Genomic DNA, 26,110 nt, shown 5'->3' with positions numbered 1-26,110 from the left:
GGATGCAGGTACAATTTCGCGAGATTGATCAATTGGCAACCGCTTCCCACGAAATGAGCGCTACTGCGCACGAAGTCGCCAACAGCGCGTCAAACGCAGCCCTGGCGGCCCGGGGCGCAGACCAGGCGTCCAAAGAAGGCATAACCATCATTGAGCGAAGCACCCGTGACATCAACGCGCTGGCCAGTGATGTCAGCAAGGCCGTAACTGAAGTCGAAGCTCTGGCGATCAACAGCGAACAGATCGGCTCGGTGCTGGAAGTGATCCGTAGCATCGCCGAACAGACCAATCTGCTCGCCCTCAACGCCGCGATCGAGGCCGCACGGGCCGGGGAAAGCGGCCGGGGTTTTGCGGTGGTTGCCGACGAAGTACGCAACCTTGCCAAGCGAACTCAGGATTCGGTAGAGGAAATCCGTTTGGTGATTGAGCGTATCCAGACCAGTACGCGTGGCGTAGTGGCAACCATGCACTCAAGCCAGACTCAAGCCCAGAGCAACGCCAGCCAGATCCATCAGGCCGTGGAGGCGCTCGGTAAAATCAGCAACGCGGTTACGGTCATCAATGACATGAACCTGCAGATTGCAAGCGCGGCGGAAGAGCAGAGCGCGGTGGCCGAGGAGGTCAATCGCAACGTCTCGACCATCCGCGGCGTGACCGAGACACTGACTGAACAGGCCGCCGAGTCGGCGCAGATCAGCAGTCAGCTCAACGAACGGGCCAACCAGCAAATGAAACTGATGGACCAGTTCCGCGCCTAGAACGTAGCGGGCATCGACCGCACTGCGCGGCCAGGCGTACGCTCAGCTCCACCGCCGCGCTGGTGTTCAGGCGCGCGCGCAGACGGGGATGGCAGCGCGAGGAGTGTGGGACGGCAACTCTGCAAACAGCGTCTGGTACTCTTCGGCAAAATGGCTGAGGTGGTAGAAACCCCATTGAGCGGCGACATCACCAATCGAAAGGTGGGACGCGAGGGTACACATCAGGGTGCGGCGCACACCGTTGAGCCGGACCGAGCGCAAGTAGTTCAGCGGCGTGGTCTCGGCTACCGAGCGGAAACTGTTTTGCACGGTGCGCCGACTTACCTGCAGGCGTTGGCACAACTCGTTAACGCTGGGCACGTTGATCATTTCGGCAGTCGTCAGCCGGTGGCATTTCTCGACAATGAAGCTGCGCGTGGAACTCGGACTGCGTTGCTGCTTGTCACAGGCCGGGTCGGTAAGCAATTGCAACAACTCACCGAGCAAGGCCCGTTCCAGCCCCTGCTCGCGCACGCTGTCGAGTTCGTCATCGATCTCAGCCAGGGAAAGCATCGCGAGCAATCGAAGCCGAGCCTGGGTGAAGCGCTGGGCGGACACTCGGATCACTGGCTGGCGCAGCAACCGAGTGATCTCACTGGCCGACGCCGTCTGCGCCAGCGCCTGTTCGAACCAATCGCGTTCGAAAGTGATGGACAGCAGCTCCATGCCCATCGGCATATGGAACATGAACTCCTCGCCCCCCTGCAGAAAGAACAGGCTGCTGTCATCCACTTCGCGCCCCTGCATGCGCGTCGAACCCGGCACGCTGATCGGCACGGCGAAGCACATCTTGCCGCGCGGCGCCACACCGCGCTGCACCACCCGCTGGTTGATCTGCTCGCGGAAAACGTGGCAACGCGCAGTGGTCAGCTGCATCAGCGAACTTTCGGCCAGACCGGCGGTTAACTGGCTGTAATCCTGGTTCCACTCCTGAACGGTGGCCGCATGGGCATGGATATCACGAAAATGGCTTATGTGGTGGTTTCTCATGATGTGCGAAAAGCCTCTGCCAATTTTTGTTTTTAGTTCGCATTCCTTTGCGATATTCGCACAAAGTTCAAATCCCGCGAAATTTCTTCTCAAATCCCCTTTGTCGAAAACTGCGGACGGCCGATTCATCTATTTGCCGATTCGGGCTAACGGTCAAGGACACTCCATGAGAATGATCCACACACTGAAACCGCTACCCCAGAGAGTGCGTCATGATCGAGTCCAAACTAGAATCCCTGCACTTCGCGGATGCCCCGCGAATTATTTCCAGCACCCTGCCCGGCCCCCTGACCCGCGAGGCCCTGGCGTTGTCGGCGAGCACCGAATCAATGGCGCGTGGCGGCGGCCGCATGCCTATCGCCATGGACCGCGCGTTCGGCGCGACCTTCAAGGATCCCGACGGCAACACCTTCATCGACCTGTCTGCGGGCGTAGGCGTCAGCAGCGTCGGTCGTTGCCACCCGAAAGTCGTGCAAGCCATCCGCGAACAGTCCGAAGTGCTGATGCATGCCCTGGAAATCAACAGCACCCGCCGCACCGAACTGGCCGCCAAGATGTCCGAGATCGCGCCCGACGGCCTGCGCGGCGACTGCATCACGTTCTTCACGCAAAGCGGCAGCGATGCGCTGGAAGCTGCGATCAAGTTCGCCAAACGCATTACCGGGCGCCACCAGATCCTCGCCTTCCACGGCGGCTACCACGGCGTGTGGAACGCCTCCGGCGCCCTGACCACCGGCACAGCCTACCGCAAGGGCTACGGCCCGATGATGGGCGGCGTGATTCACGCGCCCTACCCATACGCCTACCGCTTTCCCTTCGACACCAGGCAAAAAAGTGCCGAGCAAATTGCTGGCGACTATGTGGACTACCTGCTGAACAGTCCTTACACCGCCGCCGATGACGTGGCCGCGGTGATTGTGGAACCGGTGCAGGGCGAAGGCGGCTACGTGCCGCCCTCCCCCGAGTTCCTGCAACTGTTGCGCAAGGCCTGCGACCGCGCCGGCGCGTTGCTGATCGTTGACGAAGTACAGTCCGGTGCGGGCCGCACCGGCAAGATGTGGGCGGTCGAACACTCCGGTGTGAAACCCGACATGCTGACCTTCGGCAAGGGCATTGGCAGCGACTTGCCAATGGCCGGGTTGATCATGCGTTCGGACCTCGCCGCCCAGATTCCCGACGGCTCGATGCCTAATACCTTCGCCGCCAACTCGTTGTCTGCGGCCGTGGCGTTGACCAATATCAGTATCTTGCAGGACCCGGAACTCGGTCTGCTCGATCGCGCCCACACCCTGGGGCTGGAAGCGCAGGAACGTATCCGTGGGTTCAACAGCCCGTTCGTTGGCGAAGTCCGCGGCCGCGGTTTGATGATCGGTATCGAGCTGGTGGAAGACGCCGCCACCAAGACACCGCTCGAGGGCGCCAAGATTGGCCAACTCATGGGCTACCTGATGAACCATGGCGTACTGATGATCCCTTGCGGGCGCTACAGCAACGTGATGCGTGTGATGCCCTCGCTGACGATCACACGCTCGCTGTTCTTCAAGGCATTGGACATCTTTGGTGATGCGCTGGCTTCCCTCAAGGCATGAGGCGTGTCACCTCCGAACAATCACGCATGGACATCCACATGACTCAGCACCTGAACCACTTTATCCAGGGCGCGCCCTTCGAAGCCAGCGACGGCGCGCGCATCCCCCTTATCAATCCCGTGACCGAACAGGTGTACGGCAGTTGCGCAAGCGGCACCGCCGAGGATGTGGACCGGGCCGTGACAGCGGCGCGCGCCCAGCTGGAAGGTGGCGCCTGGAGCCGGCTTGACGGCGCCCAGCGCGGCCGGCTGTTATCGAAACTCGCTGACCTGGTGGAGCGCGACAGCGAATCACTGGCCGACATGGACGCCGACGCCATCGGCCGTTCACCGCTCGAACCGCGCCGGATGGACCTGCCCAACGCTATCGCCAACCTGCGCGCCGCCGCCGGCTGGGCCAACCAGCTTGAAGGACGCACCATTCCCACCGGCGGCTACTTCGGTCGCAAGACCCTCTCGTACACCGTACGCGAGCCAGTGGGAGTCGTGGGCGCCATCGTGCCGTGGAACTCACCGCTGATGATCACCGTGTGGAAGCTCGCCGCATTGCTGTCGGCGGGCTGCACCGTGGTTATCAAACCTTCGGAAGAAACCCCGCAATCGGCCCTGCATCTGGCGGCGCTGGCGCAGGAAGCGGGATTTCCTGACGGCGTGATTAACGTAGTCACCGGTTACGGTGCCCAGGTAGGCCGCGCCTTATGCGAACACCCGCATGTGGCCAAGATCAGTTTCACCGGCAGCCCCGAGGCTGGGCGTGAGATCCAGCGCACCGCGGGTGTGCTGTTCAAGCGTGTGGCACTCGAACTGGGCGGCAAAAGCCCGCAGATCGTGTTCGACGATGCGCCTTTCGATGAGGCGCTGTTCGGCTGCACCCTGGGCCTGTTCGCCAACCAGGGGCAGATCTGTGCAGCCGGCTCGCGCATCCTGGTCCAGCGCAGCCTCGCCGAGAGATTCGCTGGTGCACTGGCCGACGCCGCGCGCGCGGTCAAGGTCGGCGATCCTCGCCAGCCTGACGTGCAGATGGGGCCGGTGGCCAAGAAAGCGCAATTTGATCGCGTCAACCGTTACATCCAGCTCGGTATCGACCAAGGCGCCTCGCTGCTGGCCGGCGGCGTATCCACCCCTAACCAGGGCTGGTTCGTACGCCCAACGATTTTCGCCAATGCCCGCAATGACATGACGATCGCCCAGGACGAGATCTTCGGCCCTGTCGGCACGGTGATCACCTTCGACAGCGAAGAAGAAGCCGTGGCACTGGCTAACGACTCCGCCTACGGCCTGGCCGCCACGGTGTGGACCACCGACCTAGCGCGCGCGCACCGCGTGGCCGCAGCGGTAAAGGTCGGCGCCATCGGCGTCAACTGCTGGAGCCCGCTGGACGCCAACCTGCCGTGGGGCGGCGTCAAGGCCAGCGGCATCGGCCGCGAAGGCGGGCTGAGCGGCGCGCTGGTCTACACCGAGGAGAAAGTGATCACCGTGCTGCTGCCTGCCTGAGAGCAGTCACTGCACTTGCCATCCTCGCGGCCATGGCCGCGGAGGGTGGCATTCAATCGTGCGTTTTCAACGCCTTGATGATCAATGAAGAGACTGCGATGAACAACCAAACACAAACGGCAATCGATCGGTATCCCGTGTCCCTGCGCATCCTGCACTGGGTGCGTGCCGTCGTCATAGCCGGGCTGCTCTGGGCCGGCTGGCACATGACCGGGCTCGATGATGAAGTCGTGAGTAAATACACGCTCTACTACCCGTGGCACAAATCGTTCGGCGTGCTGGCGTTTCTGCTGGTGTTAGTACAGATCGCCTTGCGTGTTCGCACCCCCGCCCTTCCGCAGCCACCGCAAACACTGGCGGCGCATGAGCGTTTCCTCTCACGGTTTGTACAACGCTCCATGTACGTGCTGATCGTGGCCGTCCCGTTGATGGGGTACTCGATGTCAAGCACCTACACCATGAGCGACGGGGTATTCTTTTTCGGTGTGAACCTGCCGGAGCTGCTGACAAAGAATGACGATTGGTTTGTCGTGTTCCAATGGCTACACAAGGTACTGGCCTATACCTTGCTGGTGTTGATCGTGCTGCATATCGCGGGTGCGCTCAAGCACCGACTCTTCGACCGCGACCCTCGTAACAATGTGTTGCGCCGCATGCTATGAATTAATAACCTTCTCGATGCAAGCACAGGATGCGCCACCCCCCTGTAGAGCATGTAATAACAGTTGCTACCGGTCGGTGCCCTTAGATATCGGCCGAGGTGTAGCGCATAAGACATCCTCGCTGCAACTGTTCCAACTAACTTATACTTTCAAATCGGGATATAAAAACTGCGCCGGCAATATAATCAGTCAAATGGAATGACCTCACCGAGTCAACTTGAGTGAATCCGTCGCTGCAAATCAGCTATTAGCAGGTTCGCGATGTAAGAAGGTACTACGGGAGGCCCATCCATCCAGAAATGGAGGTCTACCAGTAGATGCCTACTAACTTTTCTAATCCGCAAACCAAGCTCTTCTATAGGCCCATAGAAGCGGCTCTGCGCTGGTGTAATCTTATTCATCATGAGTCTGAAATATTGAAAGCCGCTTGGCTGCAGCCAAATAACCTGCCTCAGCTGTTTTGTCGATGGCCAAGTCTTCAGGCAGCCGTAGAAAAGATCGGTGATGCTTTACGAAATGGAGAACTGCCTTATGGTTGCCTCGGCATTTCTGTTCCTTTGGGAAGCTATGTAGAGCCCTATCAGCTTACCATCCGCCATTCAGACTTACGCCGTTGGATGGAGATTCATTATCCCGACCATAAGCCCAGTTTTTTATTCGAGTCCGGTGAGGATGCACCTGCAAAGGTGAGCCTCGGAACTTTTCTCTCGTTGAAAGCAGATCGAGATGAGTTATCGAGAGCGTTCAAAGCGCAACAGCAGCTCATTCAAGAAATCTTGGGAGAACTCCAGTCGATTGGACTTGAGAGAGATGATCTCAAAGCCTTGGCCAAAACGAATGGTCAACTCAGCGAGCGCAGCGAACTGACCTATCACAACATCATTGGGGCATTGGTCAGCCTTCTCTTGGACCATTCGCCCGCCGGAAAACCTCTTTCGGTATTCACGAATCAAGCAGCCATCGTTGATGCCATTGTCGCTCGTCACAAAGATGTGCCCGGCCTCAGCAAGCGCACGCTGGATGAAAAGTTTGCCGTGGCCAATCGTAGCCTCAAAAAAAACAACTGATCCAGTCAATTGCGTTGCAATAGGCTTGATTGCAATGCAATGACTCATCCCGCCTTGTGCGATTCAATCCATGTCACTTCCCACCACGCGCCAATCGGCGCCAGGAGTGACTAGCATGTCCAACCAATCTGTCACCTCAGTTGAAGCACCTCAACCCCAACGCCACATCATGCGACGTGATGAGGTTGAACAAAAAACCGGCTTCAAACGTGCGCACATTTACAACCTGATGAAGGAAGGCAAGTTTCCGCGGGCGAAGCGTATCGGACTGCGCGCAGTTGGCTGGGACTCACTGGAAATCGAGCACTGGATTGCAGAACGCCTTTCGCAACAGGAGTGAGGGGATGCACGTGATATCGGTGGTTTCCACTAAGGGCGGGGTAGGTAAAACGACAGTAGCGGCCAATCTCGGTGGTCTGTTGGCCGATGCTGGCTTGCGCGTTCTGCTGTTGGATCTAGATAGCCAACCCACCCTATCCAGTTATTACTCATTGAGCCAAAAAGCTCATGCAGGTGCGTACGAACTCATTGCACTCAAGCTAACAATACCTGAGCGAATAATATCTAGGACTGCAGTCGTCGGTCTCGACCTGATTTTCTCCAACGACGATCAAGGTCGACTGAGCACCTTGTTGCTGCATGCCCCTGACGGACGACTACGCCTGCACAATTTGCTCAACGAGTTGTGTCTCAATTATGACCTGCTTTTGATCGATACTCAGGGAGCACGCAGTGTACTGCTGGAGATGGCCATCCTGGCCTCCGATCTCGCCCTCTCTCCCATCACGCCAGAAATGCTCGCTGCCCGCGAAATGCGCCGTGGCACCTTGAAGCTATTGAGTGAGCTCGAGCCGTTTCGCCACCTGGGCATCGACCCGCCGCCCTTACGGCTCTTACTGAACCAGGTAAACGTCAATCGAGTGGACACCCGGATGATCATCCGAAGCCTGCGCGAGACTTTCGCAGAGGCTACCAATATCTCGGTGCTAGACACCGTAATCCCGGACCGAGTGGCCTATCTCAATGCCGCCTCCCTCGGCTTACCGGTCCACCGAATAGATACACGCCCGTCGAGTAAACGTCGACGCTCGCAGTCTGCGCTAGAAATCATGCAGGCGCTGGCCATCGAATTATTTCCGGAATGGCGCGAAGCGATCTCATCGGTAATGAGGTGTGCGGAACCTCAATAAAACAAATTGCCCAATCAGCATTTCACCCAATTACTTTTGTTTGATCGACCTTGAAGCCAACAGGGCTTGGTAAGGAGTTTTCTAATGTTGGATCAGTTTCCTATCGTTGTTCAGCCTTCCATTCGACCCAGCGACGCGGCTTGCGAGGAGTACTGCACCGTGGTTTTTCATTTGCAAGGGGGGCGCTCGGCCATGGTGTGGTTCCTCGCAGAACTCTCCCAACATTTCGAAGGTTCAGGGACTGCCGAAATCGTGAAATTCGAGGTCGGTGACCATTTGCGTAGCCGGCGTTAATCGAGGCGGTTCCGATGAAGAAGCTCAGTCAGGAGGAAATCACCGACAAGCTGCGCCAGGACCACTTCACTCAAGGTCCTGGACTGGAGCGACTGTCCGATCCAGTCATCGACACTCCCATGTTGGTCACTCTGGAACAGTTACGTCCCTACGAACACAACCCACGCTTCATACGTAACCCGCTTTATGACGATATCAAGGCATCGATCCGTGAACGCGGGCTGGATCAACCGCCACCGATTACCCGCCGGCCGGGTGAAACCTCTTTCATCATCCGCAACGGCGGTAATACGCGCTTGGCAATTCTCGGCGAGCTGTGGCAGGAAACTCGCGACGAGCGTTTCTTTCGGATCCACTGCCTGTTCCGACCTTGGAGCAATGAAATCACCGCCCTACTCGGTCATTTGGCTGAAAGCGATCTGCACGGTCAACTCACGTTCATCGAACGGGCTCTGGCGGTAGCCAAACTCAAAACCATGCTTGAGTCGGATGGCCCAGAGCTCTCACAACGGGAGCTGGCTCGACGCCTTGCCGCTGGAGGCTATCCGATTTCGCAGTCGCATATCAGCCGCATGCTGGACACCCTCGAACACTTATTACCCGCCATTCCACAAACTCTGTATGCCGGATTGGGTAAGCCTCAGATAGAGCGTCTGATCGGTCTACGTAGTCAGGCTGAACGAACCTGGAACCGTTATCCAACTGCCACAGTTGCGTTTGCAGAGTTCTGGCTGGAAACCATGGGCTACTTCGATGGTGATCCTGACTCGTTTGATCTTGAGCAGATCCAGGACGAACTGCTCGAACGCATGAGCAGCTTGCTCGGACAGTCCTACCGTATGCTGGCCCTGGAGCTGAGCGATACCCAACGGGGCGCCCGCACGCCTGGGGCTATCGTCACCACGCCTTCAGAAAGCAGTCATCCGCCAAGCGAGCATGAAGCCGCGGCAGAACCGCCCTCCTCCGATGCGGAATCAAAATCAATCGAGGCCGAGAGCAGGATAGAGCCAATTTCAGAAGAACTGCTCGCAGAACCCGAAACAAATGCTTTACCAGCGGCCAGTCCTCGATCACGCGTTCAACAGATTCGTGAGCAAATCGATCGCGAGATAGCCACCGAAACGACGTCCCCAGTCGAAACCTGCCCAATCGACGACCTTTGGATCATCAAACCACTGATGGATACCCCCGAGCAACTGCGTTTAGCCATTGCCGGACTGGCTCGTGAAATGGCGGCCTATGCCGGAGATGCCGAGTGCATCATTGATCAAAAGCTTGGCTTGGGCTTCGCGTTGGACATTGAGCGACTCGATCTTTCAGCGCCTCGCTCGACCGGCGTTCACCTAATGCTCCTGGCCCTGCTACGTGCTCAAGACGAGGTGAACTGGGAAGATCGCAAGCAAATACCTTCCGCACTGTTCGGGCAACTGTTGTTAGGGGTCTATCAACTCCCTCTACCAGATCGACCAGTCACAGACGTGGGGCTGGAGCGACTGCCTGACAATCTGCTAATCAAACTGTTTCGCCTGATCCGCTTGGCCCGGAGACTAATCGACTTAACGCTCACCTCTGAAGAAAACTTACCGAAGGAGCTGAGATGAACCTGTCCTTCAATATGCTCAATCAAGCCATGCTAACCCAGGTACTGCACGAACTACGCCTGGGCAACCTGCAACGCTGCAAGGCACTTGGACTCAGTGAGGATGACATCTTCGTGCTGCAATCCTTACCACCGACCACGTTATCGCGCCTGGCCCATGCCACAGTCCCTTGGCTTGAGGTCAAGATTGACTCGCCAGTGCTGCATCGTTTGATTGAACAAGCTGAACGCGACGAACAGAACGAACGGTTGATCAACCGAGCGCTCAAACTCGGCGCCAGCAGCACCATTATGTACCAGTGTTTTGGCTTGGCGCATTCGGAAACAGCCATGCGCCGGCGTCTACTCAAGATAGAAACCCGTAAAGGCCGCCCCCAACATTTAAGCGAAGCGCAGGAGCATGCGTTGTGGCAACGTTGGCGACAAATACGAACAGAGGACGGCACCGAGGATAAACTCGACGCCATGATGATGCTTGCCGAAGAACAGCAGATCAGCTTGACCATCGTTTGGCAGCAAATCGACCAGTACAGCAACAAAACATGAATGCTGGTCCTGCCAGTCGCTGGCAACGTGTCCTGCAGCAATGCACACAGCAGCTGCATGAGCGCTGGCCAGCACGCCCTACCACTGAACAGCCCTCCAACCAGGCTCTACAGGCTGGCTTTCTGTTTAGCGGCCAATCACACGAGGTCGTGCCACGTCGGCTGCTATTGGACAATCGGCTGACGCCATTGGAGCGAAATGCCTGGCAGGTATTTCGACTCATGCTGCAAGGCCAGGGCGTGGTCACGCCGCGCTATGAGGATTTGCAGCCTTACCTCTCGAGCGTGCCCTACGGTGCGTCAGCCTCGCGTGAAACCATTGCTCGCGTGTTGACGATGCTCAGGCTCACTCGTTGGCTCAGCTTGGTTAGCCGCGGTCGCGATCAAATCAGCGGGCGGCTACAAGGTTCTTTGTATGTTCTGCACGATGAGCCGTTAACCCCCGCCGAAGCCATGGAGCTGGATCAGGATTATCTAGAACTGGTCGGACATGCCCTCGGTCATGCGACGAAGGCGGTGCGGATTGTCGCTCAACACATTGTGGAGGAGGTCCGACAGGACACGAATATCGATCAGGGTCGGTTACCGACGCGGCTCGACAGCTGGGGCGAACAGTGGACGCAGCAAGGCTTGGATCAGCCACCCGGTGATGCACTCCACGATTCCGAACAGAGGGAAGATCACCGCGTTCGGAATCGTGCAGGCTCTCGTTCGGATTCCGAATCAGGCTTGAACCCTAACGTTTCCAGCACCGTTCGGAATCCGAACGCTGCCTGTACTGTATTAAAAGAAAGTAAATGTACAGTACCGCGCGCGACCTCTACTGTGGATAACCTGCGCTGGCCCACTGCGCTACACCTGAGTCCCAGCGAACGTCAGGCCGTCGCGGCGGCGCTGATCAAGCTTAACCCAGCGGATCAGCAGGCTGTGCTCAACGAGGCGGGGGCACGCTGTAAGGCCGGCGGTATCCGCAAGCCAGCGGCCTATCTGATGGGCCTGATCCAGCGTGCGCTGAAAGGCGACTTTCGTCCTTGGGCAAGTCAGGTCGAACCGTCACCCGTCGCAGAGCCGCCCCCATCCGCTCCCTCGCGGCCGACTCGGAAAAAGGGCGAACCCGCATCAGCCCTCGCCCAAGCGTGTCTGAATGAGCTGCGCCAACTGCGTGGACGCGGTGGAACTCAGTAGAGTTGATGCCAGTGGCATCAAATCCATAGAGCTCCAGTCTACGAAATGTCGTACCGGGCCATGGAGCTTTTAGAGGAACACCGGGACGTACTCAACTAAACGTAGACGTTATGTATTTCTCTTTCTCATCAAACCGAACAGACCGCGTTCAGCTTTTTGGCTGCCCTTGCCCCTCATCTGTCGCAACTTCCCGTCCAAGCCTATGCGAGGACAACACCATGGCCGATCACTATCAACTCAATCTGGGTTCATTGCGCAGCAGCATCACCCTGACCCTGCATACCCACCATGCAGCCCGTATCTGGCAAGGTCGAGCCGCACGCGAAGGCGTCCACTCGATCATGGGTATGGCCGGTTACATCAGTGTCACCAACCTGATCAAACAAACGGCCGCCCAGGACGATCCCTATGCTGATTGGGCCATCGTGCAGCTCGAAGAAAAATTGATGCAGGCGAAGGCCGGGATGGGAGAACTGACCCAACAGCTGGACCGAATCAGACAGGACCTGCCAACACAGATCGACATGGGGGACAACCTCAACATCCACCCTGTGACTTTGCCGTTGTATATCGGCAGCCAACTGGGTTTTCTGGCGGTTTACCTGCTAACCGACTACGACACGCTGGTACGCCATACCCTACTCGCCCATCACACCGCCTTGATCGGTCGAAGAGACATGGAAGCCTGGATCGACGACGGCGCCCATCTGCTACGCAGCCTGTTCGGTCAGGCGCAACGTTATCGACATGCCGGCGTCACACGCGATGATATGGCCGCAAATAATGCCCGCGCCCTGGCGGCCGTGGAGAAGTATGGATTGCCCCCGATGGACATCCTTGAGGGTCATCGCCGTTCTCAGTTTGCGCCGCCGATCATTCGCCGTGGTGCTGTAGCAGTGGATGACGCTGACGCTTTGGCAGAGGTAGTGGACGGTCCGTCTGCGAGCGTAGATGAGTCGGAGGCTGATGTATGAATCCCATGATCCCGATTCAGCCAATGCCCTTCGAAGCGTTGACACAGAATGCCTACCGGCAGCTCGAACACGCTGCCTCCCTAAAAGGCCTTTTAAAACCTTTTAAGGGTAAGGGGGAGTTGGAGCACCTGGCGCAGGTGGCGAGGGAAATCGAGGCGCAGTTATGTCGCCTGATGGAGGCTGTGGTGCAGCAAGCCGGGCAGCCGCCGTATTCACTACTAGATATACGATTGGTACTGCAGAAGACCGGTGCTGGCACCACATTTTTGCGTTGGCGCACCCGTGATTTTGCTCGCATGGGTGTGGCGGTTTGGGAACGTCAGATCTCCAACAAAGCATTGCCGCAGATCGTACGAGATGAATTGCACCGTTTCGAATGCGCGCGTATCGCACTAAACCTTCAGATGAGTGTGGTGCATTCGCTCTACCGCCAGGCTACGACCTGCGCGATCAACATGGCCAGTGCCGAACAGTTGCTGCGCCAGTTCACACCCGCAGTGGAGGCAACACGATGAGTACTTTTTTCGTCGGCGAAGGCAATATCGGCAGTGCGCCAGAGTTCCAGGAGTTCGCCTCAGGCAATGACGAGCCACGGCGCTTGCTAAGGCTGAATGTGTACTTCGACAACCCCATCCCACGCGAGGGCAGCTATGAAGATCGGGGCGGCTATTGGGCGCCGGTTGAGCTCTGGCACCGTGAGGCTGAACACTGGAGCACGCTGTACCAGAAAGGCATGCGCGTGTTGGTCGAAGGTCGTACGGTGCGCGATGAGTGGGAGGACAGCGAAGACAATGCGCGGGTGACCTTCAAGATCGAGGCCCGTCGAGTCGGCATCCTGCCTCACCGGGTACAAAGCGTGGTCATGCGGGAACGCTCCAGTGAACCGACGGCCGCTCAAAATGCTGAGCAGGCCAGCTCGCCGACGTCGAAACCCAAGAAACACAGAGGGCAATCACCTAAGGCCTGACGACTTCAGGCATAAAAATTGCGCCTTTGCGCGAAGTTCCAGGCCTGCCATTGCTCGCGGCTCATGAAGCCCCCCACCCAGCTACGAACGCTCCAATAAGGTAGCAGCTTCAGCTCATTCAAGGCCGCCCTCACCGACTAATATGAGGAACCTGCCATTCAGGTTTCTCATATCTCGCCCCTGCTACTTCGAACAACGCTGCTCCGAACTCAATCCGGAGTAGATATATGCGCCTCTTCCTCTGCGAGAAACCTTCCCAGGGTCGTGACATCGCCAAGGTTATCGGAGCCACTCGGCGCGGTGATGGTTGCCTGATCGGCCCCGAGACAACTGTCACATGGTGTATCGGCCACCTACTGGAGACGGCCCCGCCTGAAGCCTACGGCACTCAGTACAAGAATTGGTCGTTGGATCATCTACCGATCATTCCGGCGCAGTGGCAAGTGGAGGTCAAACCCAAGACTGCCGCGCAGTTCAAAATCATAAAACGCCTGCTCAGCGAAGCTACCACCATTGTCATCGCAACCGACGCCGACCGCGAAGGTGAGATGATTGCACGCGAGTTGCTGGAGCTCTGCCAATATCGAGGCCCTGTTCAGCGCCTCTGGCTGTCCGCACTCAATGAGGCGTCGATTCGCAAAGCGCTGACCTCGCTGAAGTCGGGTCAGGAGACCTTCCCGCTCTATCACTCGGCCCTCGCCCGCAGCCGTGCCGACTGGCTGATCGGCATGAACCTCAGTCGTTTGTTTACCCTTCTTGGTCGGCGGGCGGGTTACGACGGTGTCTTGTCGGTTGGACGTGTCCAGACACCCACGTTACGTTTGGTGGTTGATCGTGATCGTGCGATTGCCAGCTTCGTTTCAATTTCTTACTGGGAAGTGGATGTGCACCTTTCCTCAAAAGGGCAACCATTCATCGCGTCGTGGCTACCACACCACTCCGCGCGAGATGATGCTGGTCGTTGCCTGCAACAGGCGCTTGCCCGTGAGACCGTCGAAGCAATTTCGGGTACCAAGACCGCGACAGTACTCTCTCTTCGAACTGAGCATTTCCGGGAAGCGCCGCCCCTGCCCTTCGACCTGAGTACTCTGCAAGAAGCCTGCTCACGCAAACTGGGACTCGGCGCTCAGGAAACCCTGAACATCGCTCAATCCCTGTATGAAACCCATAAAGCCACTAGCTATCCGCGCAGCGATTGTCGCTATCTGCCAGAGAGTATGTTCAACGAGGTATGCACAGTATTCGATGCCCTGCGCCAAACCGATCCCGCACTAAAGTCTGCGCTCGGAAACCTAGACCAATCCTTGCACTCACGAGCGTGGAACGATGCCAAGGTCACGGCTCACCACGCCATAATCCCTACCACCGAACCGGCAAATCTTGCGCGAATGTCGGAACACGAGCGCCACGTTTACGAACTTATCCGTGGCCACTACCTTGCGCAGTTTCTTCCGCATCATGAGTTTGATCGAACCCAAGTCGAACTGGAATGTGGCGAAGAACAGCTGACCGCTGTCGGCAAACAGATACTGGTTCAGGGATGGAAAGGCATACTCTCCGACTCTCCCAAGGATAATGAGCCGACGCATAAATCCCAAGTTTTACCCGGCTTGCAGCAGGGGACTCAGTGCGCCGTGGACGATGTCGAACTCAAGTCCATGCGCACTGCCGCTCCCAACCCTCTCACCGAGGGCGATCTGATCAAAGCGATGAAAAACGTGGCCAAACTGGTCAGCGACCCACGCCTGAAACAGAAACTTCGGGACACCACCGGTATCGGTACTGAAGCTACACGCGCCGGGATTATCAAAGGGTTGATTGATCGCGGATATTTGCTCAAGAAAAAACGCACCTTAATGGCCTCCGCCGCGGCCCATACCTTAATAGAGGCGGTACCCGTTGCAGTTACGGATCCAGGTATGACCGCGATCTGGGAGCAGGCTCTGGATGAAATCGAGGCGGGACGTCTAAGCCTCGATGCGTTCGTCGCCAAGCAGGCGAGTTGGATTGCACAGTTGATCGCAAATTGCAGCTCCCTTACGTTAGCGTTGCCTGTTGAAGCCGGTCCAACCTGCCCCATATGCAACGCCTCCATGTGTAAGCGAAAAGGGAAAACAGGGCCGTTCTGGTCATGCTCAGACTATCCGGACTGCAAGGGCACAATGCCAACCAGCAAAAGCACGCGTCGTACATAACGCACTTTACTGATCACGCGAATTGCCGGTCGAAACCCATATCTGCTCCAGTTCATTAAACGCTTTCAGGTGAGCAGAATCTTCTTTGAGCCGATAGACAGCCTTGTCGCTACCCGCCAACACCAGTCGCGAACAGGACAGTCTTTGCGCACATGGCTAAACATACGTCGCAACCGTGGCAAGGAAAGAATGTCGCCGCCGGTAGTCTGAGGCGATAACCAGGGAGACTTTCAATGACTCGACGCGCTCGCTTAGCCGCTCTATTGACACTAACTGCATCAACCGCCTTTGGCGCCCCTAGCTACGATCATCTCTATGCTTTCGGTGACAGCTACTCTGACAATGGTGCGGGTCAAACCTTCACTAGCCAATTGGCCACGCAGAAGGTCAAAGATGCGCAGGAGTTACCCGGTGCGTTGTATTGGAAGGGGCGCTGGAGCAATGGCCCTACCGCCGTCGAGGACTTGGCTCTCGCCTTGAAAACCCCCTTGACTGACTACGGGATTGGCGGTGCCAAGAGCGGCAACGGCAACTACTATGCCTGGATGGAGCAATATCGCGACACTGGGATTTTCGGTCAAATCTCCGATCATCTGAAAGCCGCTAAAACACACAAAGCGGATCCAAATTCGCTCTATTTCATTTTCATCTCAGCCAACGACTTTTTTGAATGGGCCGACTTCTCGCACCCAGAGTCGATTGACGTGTTAAGCCAGAACAGTGTGGCGAAGATACAGAGGGCCGCCGAGACGCTGATTGCAGCAGGCGCCAAGCACATGATGGTCGTGGGAACTACAGATTTGAGTCATGTGCCGGCTGTGGTGCAGGGCAATCAAGTCAAGAGCGCAACAGAATACCAACAGATACTCGAACAAAAACTGCCAAACGTGCTAACAACACTGGCTAAAACCCATCATGTCAGTATTAGTTACTTTGACCACCTGGCCTTCAGCGACAAGCTTCGCGCGGCGCCCGATGTTGCGGGTTTTAAGGATCTGGATACCCCGTGCCAAGCCACCTATCCGGCCGTCAAGCCCGTGTGTAAAAATCCAGATGCCCACTACTACTGGGATGAATGGCACCCGACCCGCAAAGTCCACACTCTGGCCGCCGAGGCGATGCTTGAAACGTTAAAAGCTAGTCGCTGAGGTTTCTATCAGGTTGTAGCCAGCGATCTGGCTCAGGGGTGCGCGCGCAAATCATGGCCAAGGCAGGGATGGACAGTCAGTCTGGGGCTATCTGCCCCTCGCGCTTCTGATCTGGACGCTATCGGGTAAACTCCGCGGAAACCCTTGCGCTTAGCGTTGAGATCTAGAAGGTGTGTTCGTCGGACGATTACGCCTTGACGTCAGCCTTCCCGGTCTGCTGTAGTGCCTTCGGATGATCGCTAACAGCAACCCAAGACCGATACGCTCCGGGTAGCTCGGTCGGACTCCCGGAGTTCGGAGCCTCCTCTTCTGCGGGATCTCGTTCCCGTTTTGTGCTCGACCTGATTGTGGTGGCGGATGACCACTGTTGCCTCTACCCGGCAATAGCGGTCATCCGCTTCGGCGATCGTATTCAGTCCCGGAGCCCACCGGGGAAACAAGGGGCACCCTTTGTGCGCGGATGCGTGCCAGCATGTTCCGACCCAGGCCACGACAAGGGTCGGTTGGCGAATCATTGCGCAGTTCAACCAAGTTTTGCGAGGAGCTTGTCGACTGCGTAAGACCGTCAAAGGTGGTTTTTCTCTTCCTCGCCTGGCACACCGCCAGGCCCACTCTTCTTTTTTTTCATTTTCTTAACTCCAGTGGCTACCACCGTATTCCGGCCTTAAAAAATCGGGTTGTAGCGTCTTGACGCTCCCCGGTGACAGGCTTATACAAAGGGCGTGGTTCGCTGTCGTTGACAGCCCAGGTAGCCAAAACCTTCAAGGCTACGCCACGTTCGTGGTGGTTTACCCAAGTGCGATCAGCGTTCGGAAGCTCGCGCGGTTGCCGCTTAAGCGGTAATGAATGCCGACTACTCCATGCCTGCGGGTTACCACTGCAGACTCTCCTCTGCTGCACAGCTACTCACCCAGAAGCTTCATTCTGATGGTCATCGGCTTGCCGGTGGCGAGTCGTTCATCGCTCGCCTTCATCTTACCCACCCTGACGGGGCTCACTTCCCTGCCAGGGGCTGTGCGTCGCCGTTTTCCCTTGAAACTGGAGAACCACCATGGCCTACGCCAACCAATCCCAAGAAGCGACCTCTTACTTCAACCTGCACACCGTCGGTATCGGCTACCTCAACCGTGTTCGTGAAGTACAGGTCCGCCGCGGTCAGCCATTCATGGCCTGCGATATCGCAGCCTTGCATGGTGCCTCCGATGCAGTGGAGTACACCCGCTTTGATTGCAAAGTCGCTGGTGGCGAAGCTGACCGCTTGATTCGTCTCTATATGGACGCCGTCAAGGCCGAGAAAAAGGTCTTGCTGTCGTTCCGTATTGGTGACCTGTGGATCGACCCATTTCTCTATGAGAAAGGCGCGAAACAAGGCCAACCGGGCGCCAGTCTGAAAGGTCGTTTGCTGCTCATCGACTGGATCAAGGTCAATGGCAAGTTCGAATACAAAGCGCCCGCCAGGCAGGAAGCAACAGCACCTGCTGAGCCAGCGCCGATCAATGAACCCTCTCCAACGTCGGCTGATGCCAAAGCTGAGGATACCGACACCCCTACAGAGCCCAGGATTGAACCTGAATCTCCAACCACTCCCCCCACGGCCCGCCGTGTCGCCACACGTGCTGTTCAGTCCGCCTGAACAATCCACGCTTTTTACATCAAGGCGCTCGATCGAGCGCCTTTTCTTCAAACAGCACAGGAGAACCAATATGGAATGCTTCTGGCTTTGCGACGACTGCCTGTTCGGTGCGGCTTACGAGGACTACAGCACGTTATCGCTGTATCACTCGCCAGATGAGATCGAACAACGCATCGCCGCGATACATCGTGGGCTGGTTCGCTTAATGCCCATCAGTGCCGACTTCGATCCCGAAACCGGCTGGGGCATAAGAGCCTTTTCTCCGTTGCCTTGCGACAGTTGTGGTTCACCTATGCACGGTCAACGCCACCGATACAATCGGCTGTAAACCTGCATCACCTGCAAACGCCTGCAACTCCATACCCACCCTGGGGATACCACTCCCCTCGGGCGTGTACCCCTGATTATTCCCTTCGGAGGTAGCGCCATGAGCCCCCAACTCACACTGATTGAGACCTCGGATTTCGAGGCTGATCGCATTGTCCAAGAAAACCAGCTGATCGACGAAGCGCTGCATATTCTGGATCGTCGGTTTTTCGCCCGCGGGCCTATCCTGACGTCGCCTGACACCGTGGCGGCTTACCTAAAACTGCGTCTTGCGCAACAAGACCATGAAGTCTTTGGTGTGATTTTTTTTGACGCCCAGCACCGGGTGCTGGCGTTCGAAATCCTCTTTCACGGCAGCATTGATGGCGCCAGCGTTTACCCCCGCCAAGTCGTTAAGCGTTCCCTCGCGCATAACGCTGCAGCCGTCATTTTTGTTCACAACCATCCCTCAGGGTGCACAGAGCCCAGCCAGGCGGACCGTGTTTTGACCGCACGGTTGAAAGAGGCCTTGGCATTGATCGACGTGTGCGTACTGGATCACTTCATCGTGGGTGAAGGTCGCCCGCTCTCCCTTGCCGAATACGGCTGGATTTAACCCTCACAGGCGCCTACGGGCGCCTTGTTCATTTCAATTCTGGAGAACCCTCATGAACCAAACCCTAGCCCTGCTCCCGGCTTCAAACCCATTTGCTCGCGGTTATGACAACCTTCATATCGAACGGCTGCTACTGATCACCTACGAAAACAACTACCCTCCCTGCTTTCGCCCCCTGCACTACTCACAGGTCCATTTGCCCGACGATGAACTACAGATGTTCCTCTGCATCTTCAATGAAGATTTCGCCTTGATCAGCGAAGGTCAATTCATTCCGGATGAGTTGGAAGAACGCTGTCAGTCCACCGGACTGGTGCGCCAAGTGATCTACGCCGTAATGGGAGAAATGCTCAACGAGCGGCATCATGTCGGCGATCTGTACTCCCTGGAAGATGCCGAAGCTGTGATCCGTCGCTTGAGCTTCGAGACAGGACACTACAGTCGAATCTGGGAGATCAGTACCACACACCTCACTGAAGAAGCATTGCGTTACGTGGAGCGCCGGGCTGGCAATTTCGACTCCAGACCATCCGGTCTGCTGTTCGAACCCTTTGCCCTGAAGGACTGCAATGGCGTCGGGTGTAAGCTGATCGGCACGCCCTGGACCGACGATAACCTGGTCAAAATCGAGGGCTGTTCTTACTCATCGCTGAGGCAACAGCAACTCGATGCCGGTACACCGGCAGCCTTGGTCAACGTACTGTATCTGGCGGCATTGGCGGATGTGCGCTTGTTGATTTTCGACCCCGACGCTGCCGTCTTGGACACGCTCGCCATTTTTGATGAATAGCAACGCATTTAGCGTTAACACGACCCGCCATAAATCGACTTTCTCACTGAATCGCTCCTTCACCTCATGTCAGGTTCTGCACTGAATCTGACATGAGGTTTTTTTCATGGAGCGTTTTTTTACGCCTGTCTGCCTGCTGGGTTTTTTGAGTGCCTGCAGCGCGCAAATCCCCACCCCATTGCCGACTAATCCAAAGATCGACAGTGGTTCCAATCGGACCCAGTTATCAAGGAGCCCAGCCGAAGCAAGCCATCCGGCGGAAATCCGTTATGGTCGCTATACGCTGGTGAGCACCGAGCCCACCACGGAGCAACGTGATCTTCTCGCTCAAATCATTGATGTGAACATACCGTCCAACTTTAATCCCTCGGTACAGGAGGCGATGCACTACGCGCTGCAGCGCTCGGGTTATTCGCTCTGCCCTGCCACCGAACCAGTAAAGACACTTTTCACTCGACCTCTGCCTGCAGCCCATTACCGGCTCGGCCCGGTTCCGTTACGCAGCGCACTACAGGTATTGGCTGGCTCCGCCTGGCAACTCATGACCAATGAGGTCAGCCGTTCGGTCTGCTTCGAACAGCAGAAAGCTGATGTCGGCATCGTGCCGGCTAAACCAGACTCGTCCCATCAGACGGAGGCACGGCCATGAAAGCCTCGACGTTTCAAACCATCATTGTTGGCTTACTTTGCCTGGCGGTCTCCGGACTGAGTGGTGGTTTGTATGACCAGCATCAACGCGTGACCGAGCTGGGAAATGCGAACGCCCAACACCTACAGATCCTGCAAACCTTGCAACGTGATTCGAGCGATCTCAAAGACGCGCAGGAGAAGCTGCAGCATGCACTGAAGGACCTGAAGCAGATGGTGGATTCCGGTGAACAACAGGCCAACACACTCGGCCCTATGTTGGATCAATGGGCACAAGAGATACAGGAGCTACGCGACGGTCTGGCAGACCGAGCCACCACAGCCGACATGAACGCGCTACGCGCACGACTTGAGCACGTCGAGCAGCAACTCCTGGACCTCAAGCCACAGCCAACACTTCCTCCACCGACATCTTCCCCGGCCAAACCGAAGAAAACCTCTCGCCCCAAGTCTGTACCGCTCCCGCCGCCATTCTCAGTGTTGAGTGTCGAGTCCCGTGGTGGCGAGCGCTTTCTGGCGGTCGCGCCTCCTGATAGTCGCTCGCTCAACGATACCCGGTTGCTGCACACCGGCGAGCAGCTTGGCACATGGCGACTGAAAGTGCTGGAGCCGGAGGCGGCCATCTTCGCAGTGGCTGCTCAGCCAGACCAGACAGTGCAACTCCCTTGAGAAGCGATCATGAACAGAGCCTCACTACTCCCCATCGTCTGTCTCGCTTCGCTACTGGCCATAGGCGCTGCGATGGGCAACCCCGTCACGACACCGTCAAGGAACCAGGACACGCAGGTCGCGCCCTTGGGGCGCTCTGACTCTGAACAGGCAGCGAGTTGGGGCCTGACCGAGCAGGAATGGACACGCTTCGAACAGATCCAAGCCGGTCCACGCGGTTTCTGGAGCCCGAACCTCGATCCGTTAACCGCCCTCGGGGTTGAGTCCAAGACCGACCAAGAGCGCCAGCGATATGCCGAATTACAGGTAGCACTGGAAGCCAAGCGCGCCGAGCGTGAATTGGCCTACCAAAACGCTTACACAGCGGCCTGGGCCAAGCTGTTTCCGGGGCTGTTGCCGGTTCAGGGTATGGCATCCCCGCCCTCGTCTAGCTCACCGGTAGAGCCGCGCCGAGCTCTGTTTGTCGAAGATCACTGCTCTGCGTGCACCGCCGAAGCACAGCGTCTGCAAAGCAGTGATACGGCGTTCGATATCTACCTGGTGGGCAGCCAAGGCGAGGATGAACGCGTCCGCAGCTGGGCTCGGCAAGCGGACATTGATCCGGCCAAGGTTCAACGCCGGCAGATCACCCTGAACCATGACCGTGGTCGCTGGTTCAGCCTGGGCGCCCCAAGACCATTACCCGTCACATTTCAACAGGTGAATGGACAATGGCAAAGTCTCGATTGATTGCTATTGCGCTCCAACTGGCAGTGCACGCGGTTCGGGCTGACGAACTTCCGCCTCCGGCTTATCAACTGGCGGCGCATGATGCCGACATCCCGTCTACGGTGTTGTTCGCGATTGCCTTACAGGAGAGCGGTATTCGCGTCCGTGGTCGACTGCTGCCGTGGCCGTGGACCCTAAATATAGCCGGAACACCCTACCGTTTCGCCACTCGCCAGGCCGCATGTCACGCCTTGCTCCAGGCGCTCAAACAATATGACGCTAAACGGGTCGACGCCGGACTTGGGCAAACCAACCTGGGTTATCACGGACAACGTTTTTCCAGTCCCTGCGAAGCTCTCGAACCCTACCGCAATCTGGCTGTGACTGCCGCCCTGCTGCAAGAGCATCACGCGGTCACCGGTGATTGGGTTTCAGCCGCTGGGCGTTATCACCGCCCTAGGGGAGGTTTACCCGCAGCGCGTTACCGCGATGGATTCTCCCGGCAACTCGCACGGCTACAAGCTTCCGCTGAACAAGGCACACCACCATGAAACGAATTCCTATTACCTATTACTTCTCCCTGCTCTTGGCTGCTTTCGCCCAGTCGAAACAATCCGTTGCAGAGGACCAGTTTGGCGGCTTCAACCGTCCCCATTTTCAAGTTGCCAGGCCGCCCATGAACAACAATCTCCAGCCTGGTCGCGCCATGCATGCGGACTTATCCACGTTTGCCGATGAAACCTGGATATTACCCGTTCGCAGCGCTCACTTGAGCCCCGGCCAAATCACGTCTCGCGCCCTAAACATGCCAGGCTTACGGCCATTTTTCCTGGTGGGTGAGGATACCCACTCACTGGCTTGGTTGCGTCAACGCGCGCCTGAACTGCAGGAAATGGGCGCAGCCGGTCTAGCGGTTGAAGTAACCGATACCGAAGCTTTGTCCCGGATTCGAGCCGCCGCGCCGGGCATCACCATCCTGCCGGTCAACGGTAACGACATCGCCACCCGCTTGCAGATCGAGCACTACCCCGTCTTGATCACCGCCACCTCACTGGAACAGTGAGTCCAGGTCATGGCCGAGCATGCGATGGAGTCCAAGCTCCGACCGGCGGTGGAGTTGTACACCGTAGCGATCTGCATCGCCGCCGCGGTGTTGTGCGTGTACTCGCCCTGGGCTGTGGCCCTGTCACCCGAGATCGGGCTGGTTGCGGCGCTGGCCTATACACTATTCGGCCTGATACGCCTGCGACAAGCATGGGAGGTACTGCGCTATCGGCGCAATATTCGCAGACTGCCCCGATACGAACTGACTAGTGGGGAAATCCCGGTCAGCCGCAAGCGTCTGTTTATGGGCAGAGGATTTCGCTGGACGCGCCTGCACACCCAGCGCTTGGTCGAGGCTCAGGATCCAGCGGTCGCCCATTATGTCGACCAACCAGCCCGTTATCGCCTAGCCCGTGGACTCGAACGGTCCCTTGAGCAGGCACCGTTTCCGCTCTCGACATTGGCCCGTGTCACTGCCTGGGACAGTGCCTTCAATCCATTGCGCCCTTTACCTCCGGTAGGAGGCTCACCGCTGCTGCATGGGGTCGAGCCCGATGAAACGGAAGTCAGTCTACCTCTGGGCGAACGGGTCGGTCACACCCTGGTGCTGGGCACGACCCGCGTCGGCAAGACGCGACTCGCCGAGGTATACATCACTCAAGACATTCACCGCGTTGAACATGAGGTAGTGATTGTCTTCGACCCGAAGGGCGATGCCGACTTGCTCAAGCGCATGTACGTCGAAGCCAAACACGCCGGTCGGGAGAAAGAGTTTTATGTCTTCCATCTTGGCTGGCCAGAAATCTCCGCGCGCTACAACGCGGTGGGACGTTTCGGGCGCATCTCGGAAGTGGCGTCGCGCATCGCCGGGCAGCTCAGCGGTGAAGGCAACTCGGCGGCCTTCCGTGAGTTCGCCTGGCGTTTCGTCAACATCATAGCTCGCGCTCTGATCGAGCTGGGCCGGCGCCCGGACTACCTGCAGATCCAGCGACATGTGGTTAACATCGACGCCCTGTTCATCGAGTACGCCCAGCAGTTTTTCGCCAAGACCGACCCGAAGGCGTGGGAAGTGATCGTCCAGCTCGAAGGCAAGCTCACAGAGAAGAACATTCCCCGGCATATGATAGGACGCGAAAAGCGGGTGGTGGCCATCGAGCAATACCTGGCGGTGAAGCGTGTATTTGATCCGGTAATGGACGGACTGCGTTCGGCGGTGCGCTACGACCGCACTTACTTCGACAAAATCGTGGCCTCGCTACTGCCGCTGCTGGAGAAACTCACCACCGGCAAGACCGCTCAGTTACTGGCTCCCAACTACACCGACCTGGATGACCCGCGGCCGATCTTCGACTGGATGCAGATCATCCGAAAACGCGGCATCGTCTACGTTGGCCTGGATGCGCTGACTGATGCCGAAGTGGCCGCCGCCGTGGGCAATTCAATGTTCGCCGACTTGGTCTCGGTCGCGGGACATATCTACAAACATGGCATTGACCATGGGCTGCCTCAATCTGGCAACGCTGGTGACAAACTGCCAATCAACCTGCATGCCGATGAGTTCAACGAGTTGATGGGCGATGAGTTCATTCCGCTGATCAACAAGGGGGGCGGTGCCGGTATCCAGGTAACCGCCTACACCCAAACCCTCAGCGACATCGAAGCACGTATCGGCAACCGCGCCAAGGCCGGCCAGGTGGTCGGCAATTTCAACACCCTACAGATGCTACGGGTACGCGAAACCGCGACCGCGGAACTGCTCACCCAGCAGTTGCCCAAGGTTAATGTGCTGACCAAGACCCTGGTCTCGGGTGCGACCGACACCTCCGATCCGGGGGCCAACACGGACTTCACCTCGTCCTCACAGGACCGTGTCAGCAGCACCAGTGTGCCGCTGATCGAGCCAGCACACATCGTTAGTTTGCCCAAAGGGCAGATGTTCTCCTTCCAGGCCGGTGGCCAGCTCTGGAAAGTTCGTATGCCGTTACCGAAACCTTCTAACGACGACGCCATGCCCAAGGACCTGCAGGAGCTCACTCAGATGATGCGGGCGACTTACAACCAGCAGGCGGGTCAATGGTGGAGGGCTAGCGGTGGTGGCCCGACTACAAACTTCGATTTGGATCAGGTGGGCTAGCCCGGTCTCACCACAGGAGTCGATGCAGCAGCAAGCTATTCAGAAAGTTTCGTGACGATACCAAATGCAAAGCACAATGGAGTGAACGATGGCGACTTCCGTCCGGAACACGCCGCCACAACAGACCCAGCGCTCAGGATTGCTCATCTCGGCGATCGGCTTAGTACTGCGCACTATCAGTTTGTTAATTGCCTCATTGCTGTTCTCGATCTTGATCGAGTGGGCTGGCCTGCTTTTCTTTTGGGGGGATCAAGGCTGGAGGCACAGCCAAGGCATGCTGACTAATGAACTGGGGTGGCTTAGCGCGCACTTCAAATCTTCACTCATTCTTCAACAACCCGGGCAGATGATTGTCCAGATACTGGATATCCTCACCCAGTGGCTTTTGGTCAAAACTGGATTTGCGGACTTCGCTCATCAGGCCCGGGTGTCGAGCCAGGGACACGGGTTCTGGCACTGGACCAATCAGCTCTACGTGAGTATTGAGGATTTCGTGCTGGCCGCGGTGTACGTTACCTTCACCTTCGTAGTGCGCCTGACCATTCTGGTCTTAGCCACGCCGCTGTTCTTACTGAGCATGCTCACTGGTTTTGTTGATGGATTAATGCGCCGTGATCTGCGCAAATTTGGCGCTGGGCAAGAAAGCAGTTTTGTCTATCACCGTGCTAAGCGAGCAGTGTTACCACTGCTAATCGTGCCCTGGATTATCTACCTATTCCTACCGTTTTCGCTCAATCCCATGGCGATTTACTTGCCTTGCGCGGTGATGGTCGGAATAGCAACTGCTATCACCGCGGCAACGTTCAAAAAACACCTTTGATAGAACGTACTGCTTGAATGTAATGCACGAGGTTGCTATAGCCAGA

The 26,110-nt window shown here is 57.3% G+C and carries 28 protein-coding genes; 27 read left to right on the top strand and 1 reads right to left on the bottom strand.

Features of this window, described 5'->3' with window-relative positions; translation table 11 throughout:
- Positions 1-2: 2 nt before the first annotated feature.
- Positions 3-758, top strand: a complete 756-nt coding sequence (locus C4J89_RS27415; RefSeq protein WP_372237495.1) for a methyl-accepting chemotaxis protein — start codon at positions 3-5, stop codon at positions 756-758.
- Positions 759-824: 66 nt separating this feature from the next.
- Here C4J89_RS27415 and C4J89_RS10210 read toward each other — a convergent pair whose 3' ends face one another.
- On the bottom strand, positions 825-1,787 hold the full coding sequence (locus tag C4J89_RS10210) for a helix-turn-helix domain-containing protein (RefSeq protein ID WP_124403726.1): 963 nt from the start codon (positions 1,785-1,787) through the stop codon (positions 825-827).
- Between the two features lie 212 nt (positions 1,788-1,999).
- Between C4J89_RS10210 and C4J89_RS10205 the strand changes: the two genes are divergently transcribed.
- The 26 genes from C4J89_RS10205 (at position 2,000) to C4J89_RS10080 (ending at position 26,064) form a co-directional block, all read left to right on the top strand.
- Positions 2,000-3,376: an aspartate aminotransferase family protein gene (locus C4J89_RS10205; RefSeq protein WP_124362219.1), complete on the top strand. Its 1,377-nt coding sequence runs from the start codon at positions 2,000-2,002 to the stop codon at positions 3,374-3,376.
- 38 nt (positions 3,377-3,414) lie between these two features.
- Entirely contained in the window at positions 3,415-4,869 is a 1,455-nt protein-coding gene (locus C4J89_RS10200) for an aldehyde dehydrogenase (protein WP_124362218.1), read from the top strand.
- A 98-nt stretch (positions 4,870-4,967) separates the two neighbouring features.
- Positions 4,968-5,531, top strand: a complete 564-nt coding sequence (locus tag C4J89_RS10195) for a cytochrome b (RefSeq protein ID WP_124362217.1) — start codon at positions 4,968-4,970, stop codon at positions 5,529-5,531.
- A 317-nt stretch (positions 5,532-5,848) separates the two neighbouring features.
- Positions 5,849-6,598, top strand: a complete 750-nt coding sequence (locus C4J89_RS10190; RefSeq protein ID WP_124362216.1) for a hypothetical protein — start codon at positions 5,849-5,851, stop codon at positions 6,596-6,598.
- A gap of 115 nt (positions 6,599-6,713) precedes the next feature.
- Positions 6,714-6,938: an AlpA family transcriptional regulator gene (locus C4J89_RS10185; RefSeq protein ID WP_124362215.1), complete on the top strand. Its 225-nt coding sequence runs from the start codon at positions 6,714-6,716 to the stop codon at positions 6,936-6,938.
- Between the two features lie 4 nt (positions 6,939-6,942).
- Positions 6,943-7,788, top strand: coding sequence for a ParA family protein (locus tag C4J89_RS10180; RefSeq protein ID WP_124362214.1), 846 nt, complete (start codon positions 6,943-6,945; stop codon positions 7,786-7,788).
- A gap of 84 nt (positions 7,789-7,872) precedes the next feature.
- Positions 7,873-8,082 (top strand): hypothetical protein, encoded by a 210-nt coding sequence (locus C4J89_RS10175; protein WP_124403725.1) that lies wholly within the window; start codon positions 7,873-7,875, stop codon positions 8,080-8,082.
- Between the two features lie 14 nt (positions 8,083-8,096).
- Positions 8,097-9,683, top strand: a complete 1,587-nt coding sequence (locus tag C4J89_RS10170; protein ID WP_124406844.1) for a ParB family protein — start codon at positions 8,097-8,099, stop codon at positions 9,681-9,683.
- On the top strand, positions 9,680-10,228 hold the full coding sequence (locus tag C4J89_RS10165; protein ID WP_124403724.1) for a DUF2857 domain-containing protein: 549 nt from the start codon (positions 9,680-9,682) through the stop codon (positions 10,226-10,228). Before C4J89_RS10170 ends, C4J89_RS10165 begins: the two co-directional genes overlap by 4 nt.
- Positions 10,225-11,412, top strand: a complete 1,188-nt coding sequence (locus C4J89_RS10160; protein WP_124403723.1) for an STY4528 family pathogenicity island replication protein — start codon at positions 10,225-10,227, stop codon at positions 11,410-11,412. Before C4J89_RS10165 ends, C4J89_RS10160 begins: the two co-directional genes overlap by 4 nt.
- Positions 11,413-11,630: 218 nt before the next feature.
- A complete protein-coding gene (locus C4J89_RS10155; RefSeq protein WP_124406843.1) occupies positions 11,631-12,386 on the top strand; it encodes a PFL_4669 family integrating conjugative element protein in 756 nt (251 codons plus the stop codon).
- The gene (locus tag C4J89_RS10150; protein ID WP_124406842.1) at positions 12,383-12,901 is read left to right on the top strand and encodes a DUF3158 family protein; all 519 of its coding nucleotides are present in this window, start codon (positions 12,383-12,385) and stop codon (positions 12,899-12,901) included. Before C4J89_RS10155 ends, C4J89_RS10150 begins: the two co-directional genes overlap by 4 nt.
- Positions 12,898-13,353 carry a single-stranded DNA-binding protein gene (locus C4J89_RS10145; RefSeq protein WP_124362207.1) on the top strand — a complete coding sequence of 152 codons (456 nt, stop codon included), beginning with the start codon at positions 12,898-12,900 and terminating at the stop codon, positions 13,351-13,353. Before C4J89_RS10150 ends, C4J89_RS10145 begins: the two co-directional genes overlap by 4 nt.
- A gap of 227 nt (positions 13,354-13,580) precedes the next feature.
- Positions 13,581-15,548: a DNA topoisomerase III gene (locus C4J89_RS10140; RefSeq protein WP_124403721.1), complete on the top strand. Its 1,968-nt coding sequence runs from the start codon at positions 13,581-13,583 to the stop codon at positions 15,546-15,548.
- A gap of 233 nt (positions 15,549-15,781) precedes the next feature.
- Positions 15,782-16,696, top strand: coding sequence for an SGNH/GDSL hydrolase family protein (locus C4J89_RS10135; RefSeq protein WP_124406841.1), 915 nt, complete (start codon positions 15,782-15,784; stop codon positions 16,694-16,696).
- 1,051 nt (positions 16,697-17,747) lie between these two features.
- Positions 17,748-18,329 carry an STY4534 family ICE replication protein gene (locus C4J89_RS10130; RefSeq protein WP_124414352.1) on the top strand — a complete coding sequence of 194 codons (582 nt, stop codon included), beginning with the start codon at positions 17,748-17,750 and terminating at the stop codon, positions 18,327-18,329.
- A 70-nt stretch (positions 18,330-18,399) separates the two neighbouring features.
- Positions 18,400-18,657 carry a hypothetical protein gene (locus tag C4J89_RS10125; RefSeq protein ID WP_124403718.1) on the top strand — a complete coding sequence of 86 codons (258 nt, stop codon included), beginning with the start codon at positions 18,400-18,402 and terminating at the stop codon, positions 18,655-18,657.
- Between the two features lie 99 nt (positions 18,658-18,756).
- Positions 18,757-19,251 carry a DNA repair protein RadC gene (radC, locus tag C4J89_RS10120; protein ID WP_124403717.1) on the top strand — a complete coding sequence of 165 codons (495 nt, stop codon included), beginning with the start codon at positions 18,757-18,759 and terminating at the stop codon, positions 19,249-19,251.
- Positions 19,252-19,303: 52 nt separating this feature from the next.
- Positions 19,304-20,041: an ABC transporter substrate-binding protein gene (locus tag C4J89_RS10115; RefSeq protein ID WP_124406840.1), complete on the top strand. Its 738-nt coding sequence runs from the start codon at positions 19,304-19,306 to the stop codon at positions 20,039-20,041.
- Between the two features lie 106 nt (positions 20,042-20,147).
- Complete coding sequence (locus C4J89_RS10110) at positions 20,148-20,690, top strand: PilL N-terminal domain-containing protein (RefSeq protein ID WP_124403715.1); 543 nt, start codon at positions 20,148-20,150, stop codon at positions 20,688-20,690.
- On the top strand, positions 20,687-21,358 hold the full coding sequence (locus C4J89_RS10105) for a chemotaxis protein (RefSeq protein ID WP_124414351.1): 672 nt from the start codon (positions 20,687-20,689) through the stop codon (positions 21,356-21,358). Before C4J89_RS10110 ends, C4J89_RS10105 begins: the two co-directional genes overlap by 4 nt.
- A 9-nt stretch (positions 21,359-21,367) precedes the next feature.
- A complete protein-coding gene (locus C4J89_RS10100) occupies positions 21,368-22,087 on the top strand; it encodes a TIGR03759 family integrating conjugative element protein (protein WP_124362200.1) in 720 nt (239 codons plus the stop codon).
- Complete coding sequence (locus C4J89_RS10095) at positions 22,069-22,617, top strand: lytic transglycosylase (protein WP_124362199.1); 549 nt, start codon at positions 22,069-22,071, stop codon at positions 22,615-22,617. The genes C4J89_RS10100 and C4J89_RS10095 overlap by 19 nt, the downstream gene beginning before the upstream one ends.
- A complete protein-coding gene (locus C4J89_RS10090; protein WP_124362198.1) occupies positions 22,614-23,129 on the top strand; it encodes an integrating conjugative element protein in 516 nt (171 codons plus the stop codon). The genes C4J89_RS10095 and C4J89_RS10090 overlap by 4 nt, the downstream gene beginning before the upstream one ends.
- 9 nt (positions 23,130-23,138) lie before the next feature.
- Positions 23,139-25,244 carry a type IV conjugative transfer system coupling protein TraD gene (traD, locus tag C4J89_RS10085; RefSeq protein ID WP_124362197.1) on the top strand — a complete coding sequence of 702 codons (2,106 nt, stop codon included), beginning with the start codon at positions 23,139-23,141 and terminating at the stop codon, positions 25,242-25,244.
- 88 nt (positions 25,245-25,332) lie between these two features.
- Entirely contained in the window at positions 25,333-26,064 is a 732-nt protein-coding gene (locus C4J89_RS10080; RefSeq protein WP_124362196.1) for a TIGR03747 family integrating conjugative element membrane protein, read from the top strand.
- Positions 26,065-26,110: the final 46 nt, after the last annotated feature.

This window comes from Pseudomonas sp. R4-35-07 (assembly GCF_003852235.1).
Taxonomy (GTDB): domain Bacteria; phylum Pseudomonadota; class Gammaproteobacteria; order Pseudomonadales; family Pseudomonadaceae; genus Aquipseudomonas.
This window is presented reverse-complemented; position numbering and strand designations above follow the sequence as displayed.

Coding starts and splice junctions, on each gene's coding strand:
- C4J89_RS10115 (WP_124406840.1), top strand. CDS start 19,304: ATGAACCAAACCCTAGCCCTGCTCCCGGCTTCAAACCCATTTGCTCGC.
- C4J89_RS10185 (WP_124362215.1), top strand. CDS start 6,714: ATGTCCAACCAATCTGTCACCTCAGTTGAAGCACCTCAACCCCAACGC.
- C4J89_RS10080 (WP_124362196.1), top strand. CDS start 25,333: ATGGCGACTTCCGTCCGGAACACGCCGCCACAACAGACCCAGCGCTCA.
- C4J89_RS10095 (WP_124362199.1), top strand. CDS start 22,069: ATGGCAAAGTCTCGATTGATTGCTATTGCGCTCCAACTGGCAGTGCAC.
- C4J89_RS10100 (WP_124362200.1), top strand. CDS start 21,368: ATGAACAGAGCCTCACTACTCCCCATCGTCTGTCTCGCTTCGCTACTG.
- C4J89_RS10125 (WP_124403718.1), top strand. CDS start 18,400: ATGGAATGCTTCTGGCTTTGCGACGACTGCCTGTTCGGTGCGGCTTAC.
- C4J89_RS10150 (WP_124406842.1), top strand. CDS start 12,383: ATGAATCCCATGATCCCGATTCAGCCAATGCCCTTCGAAGCGTTGACA.
- C4J89_RS10145 (WP_124362207.1), top strand. CDS start 12,898: ATGAGTACTTTTTTCGTCGGCGAAGGCAATATCGGCAGTGCGCCAGAG.
- C4J89_RS10180 (WP_124362214.1), top strand. CDS start 6,943: ATGCACGTGATATCGGTGGTTTCCACTAAGGGCGGGGTAGGTAAAACG.
- C4J89_RS10110 (WP_124403715.1), top strand. CDS start 20,148: ATGGAGCGTTTTTTTACGCCTGTCTGCCTGCTGGGTTTTTTGAGTGCC.
- C4J89_RS10090 (WP_124362198.1), top strand. CDS start 22,614: ATGAAACGAATTCCTATTACCTATTACTTCTCCCTGCTCTTGGCTGCT.
- C4J89_RS10205 (WP_124362219.1), top strand. CDS start 2,000: ATGATCGAGTCCAAACTAGAATCCCTGCACTTCGCGGATGCCCCGCGA.
- C4J89_RS10130 (WP_124414352.1), top strand. CDS start 17,748: ATGGCCTACGCCAACCAATCCCAAGAAGCGACCTCTTACTTCAACCTG.
- C4J89_RS10140 (WP_124403721.1), top strand. CDS start 13,581: ATGCGCCTCTTCCTCTGCGAGAAACCTTCCCAGGGTCGTGACATCGCC.
- C4J89_RS10105 (WP_124414351.1), top strand. CDS start 20,687: ATGAAAGCCTCGACGTTTCAAACCATCATTGTTGGCTTACTTTGCCTG.
- C4J89_RS10170 (WP_124406844.1), top strand. CDS start 8,097: ATGAAGAAGCTCAGTCAGGAGGAAATCACCGACAAGCTGCGCCAGGAC.
- C4J89_RS27415 (WP_372237495.1), top strand. CDS start 3: ATGCAGGTACAATTTCGCGAGATTGATCAATTGGCAACCGCTTCCCAC.
- C4J89_RS10190 (WP_124362216.1), top strand. CDS start 5,849: ATGCCTACTAACTTTTCTAATCCGCAAACCAAGCTCTTCTATAGGCCC.
- C4J89_RS10175 (WP_124403725.1), top strand. CDS start 7,873: ATGTTGGATCAGTTTCCTATCGTTGTTCAGCCTTCCATTCGACCCAGC.
- radC (WP_124403717.1), top strand. CDS start 18,757: ATGAGCCCCCAACTCACACTGATTGAGACCTCGGATTTCGAGGCTGAT.
- C4J89_RS10155 (WP_124406843.1), top strand. CDS start 11,631: ATGGCCGATCACTATCAACTCAATCTGGGTTCATTGCGCAGCAGCATC.
- C4J89_RS10135 (WP_124406841.1), top strand. CDS start 15,782: ATGACTCGACGCGCTCGCTTAGCCGCTCTATTGACACTAACTGCATCA.
- C4J89_RS10210 (WP_124403726.1), bottom strand. CDS start 1,787: ATGAGAAACCACCACATAAGCCATTTTCGTGATATCCATGCCCATGCG.
- C4J89_RS10195 (WP_124362217.1), top strand. CDS start 4,968: ATGAACAACCAAACACAAACGGCAATCGATCGGTATCCCGTGTCCCTG.
- C4J89_RS10160 (WP_124403723.1), top strand. CDS start 10,225: ATGAATGCTGGTCCTGCCAGTCGCTGGCAACGTGTCCTGCAGCAATGC.
- traD (WP_124362197.1), top strand. CDS start 23,139: ATGGCCGAGCATGCGATGGAGTCCAAGCTCCGACCGGCGGTGGAGTTG.
- C4J89_RS10200 (WP_124362218.1), top strand. CDS start 3,415: ATGACTCAGCACCTGAACCACTTTATCCAGGGCGCGCCCTTCGAAGCC.
- C4J89_RS10165 (WP_124403724.1), top strand. CDS start 9,680: ATGAACCTGTCCTTCAATATGCTCAATCAAGCCATGCTAACCCAGGTA.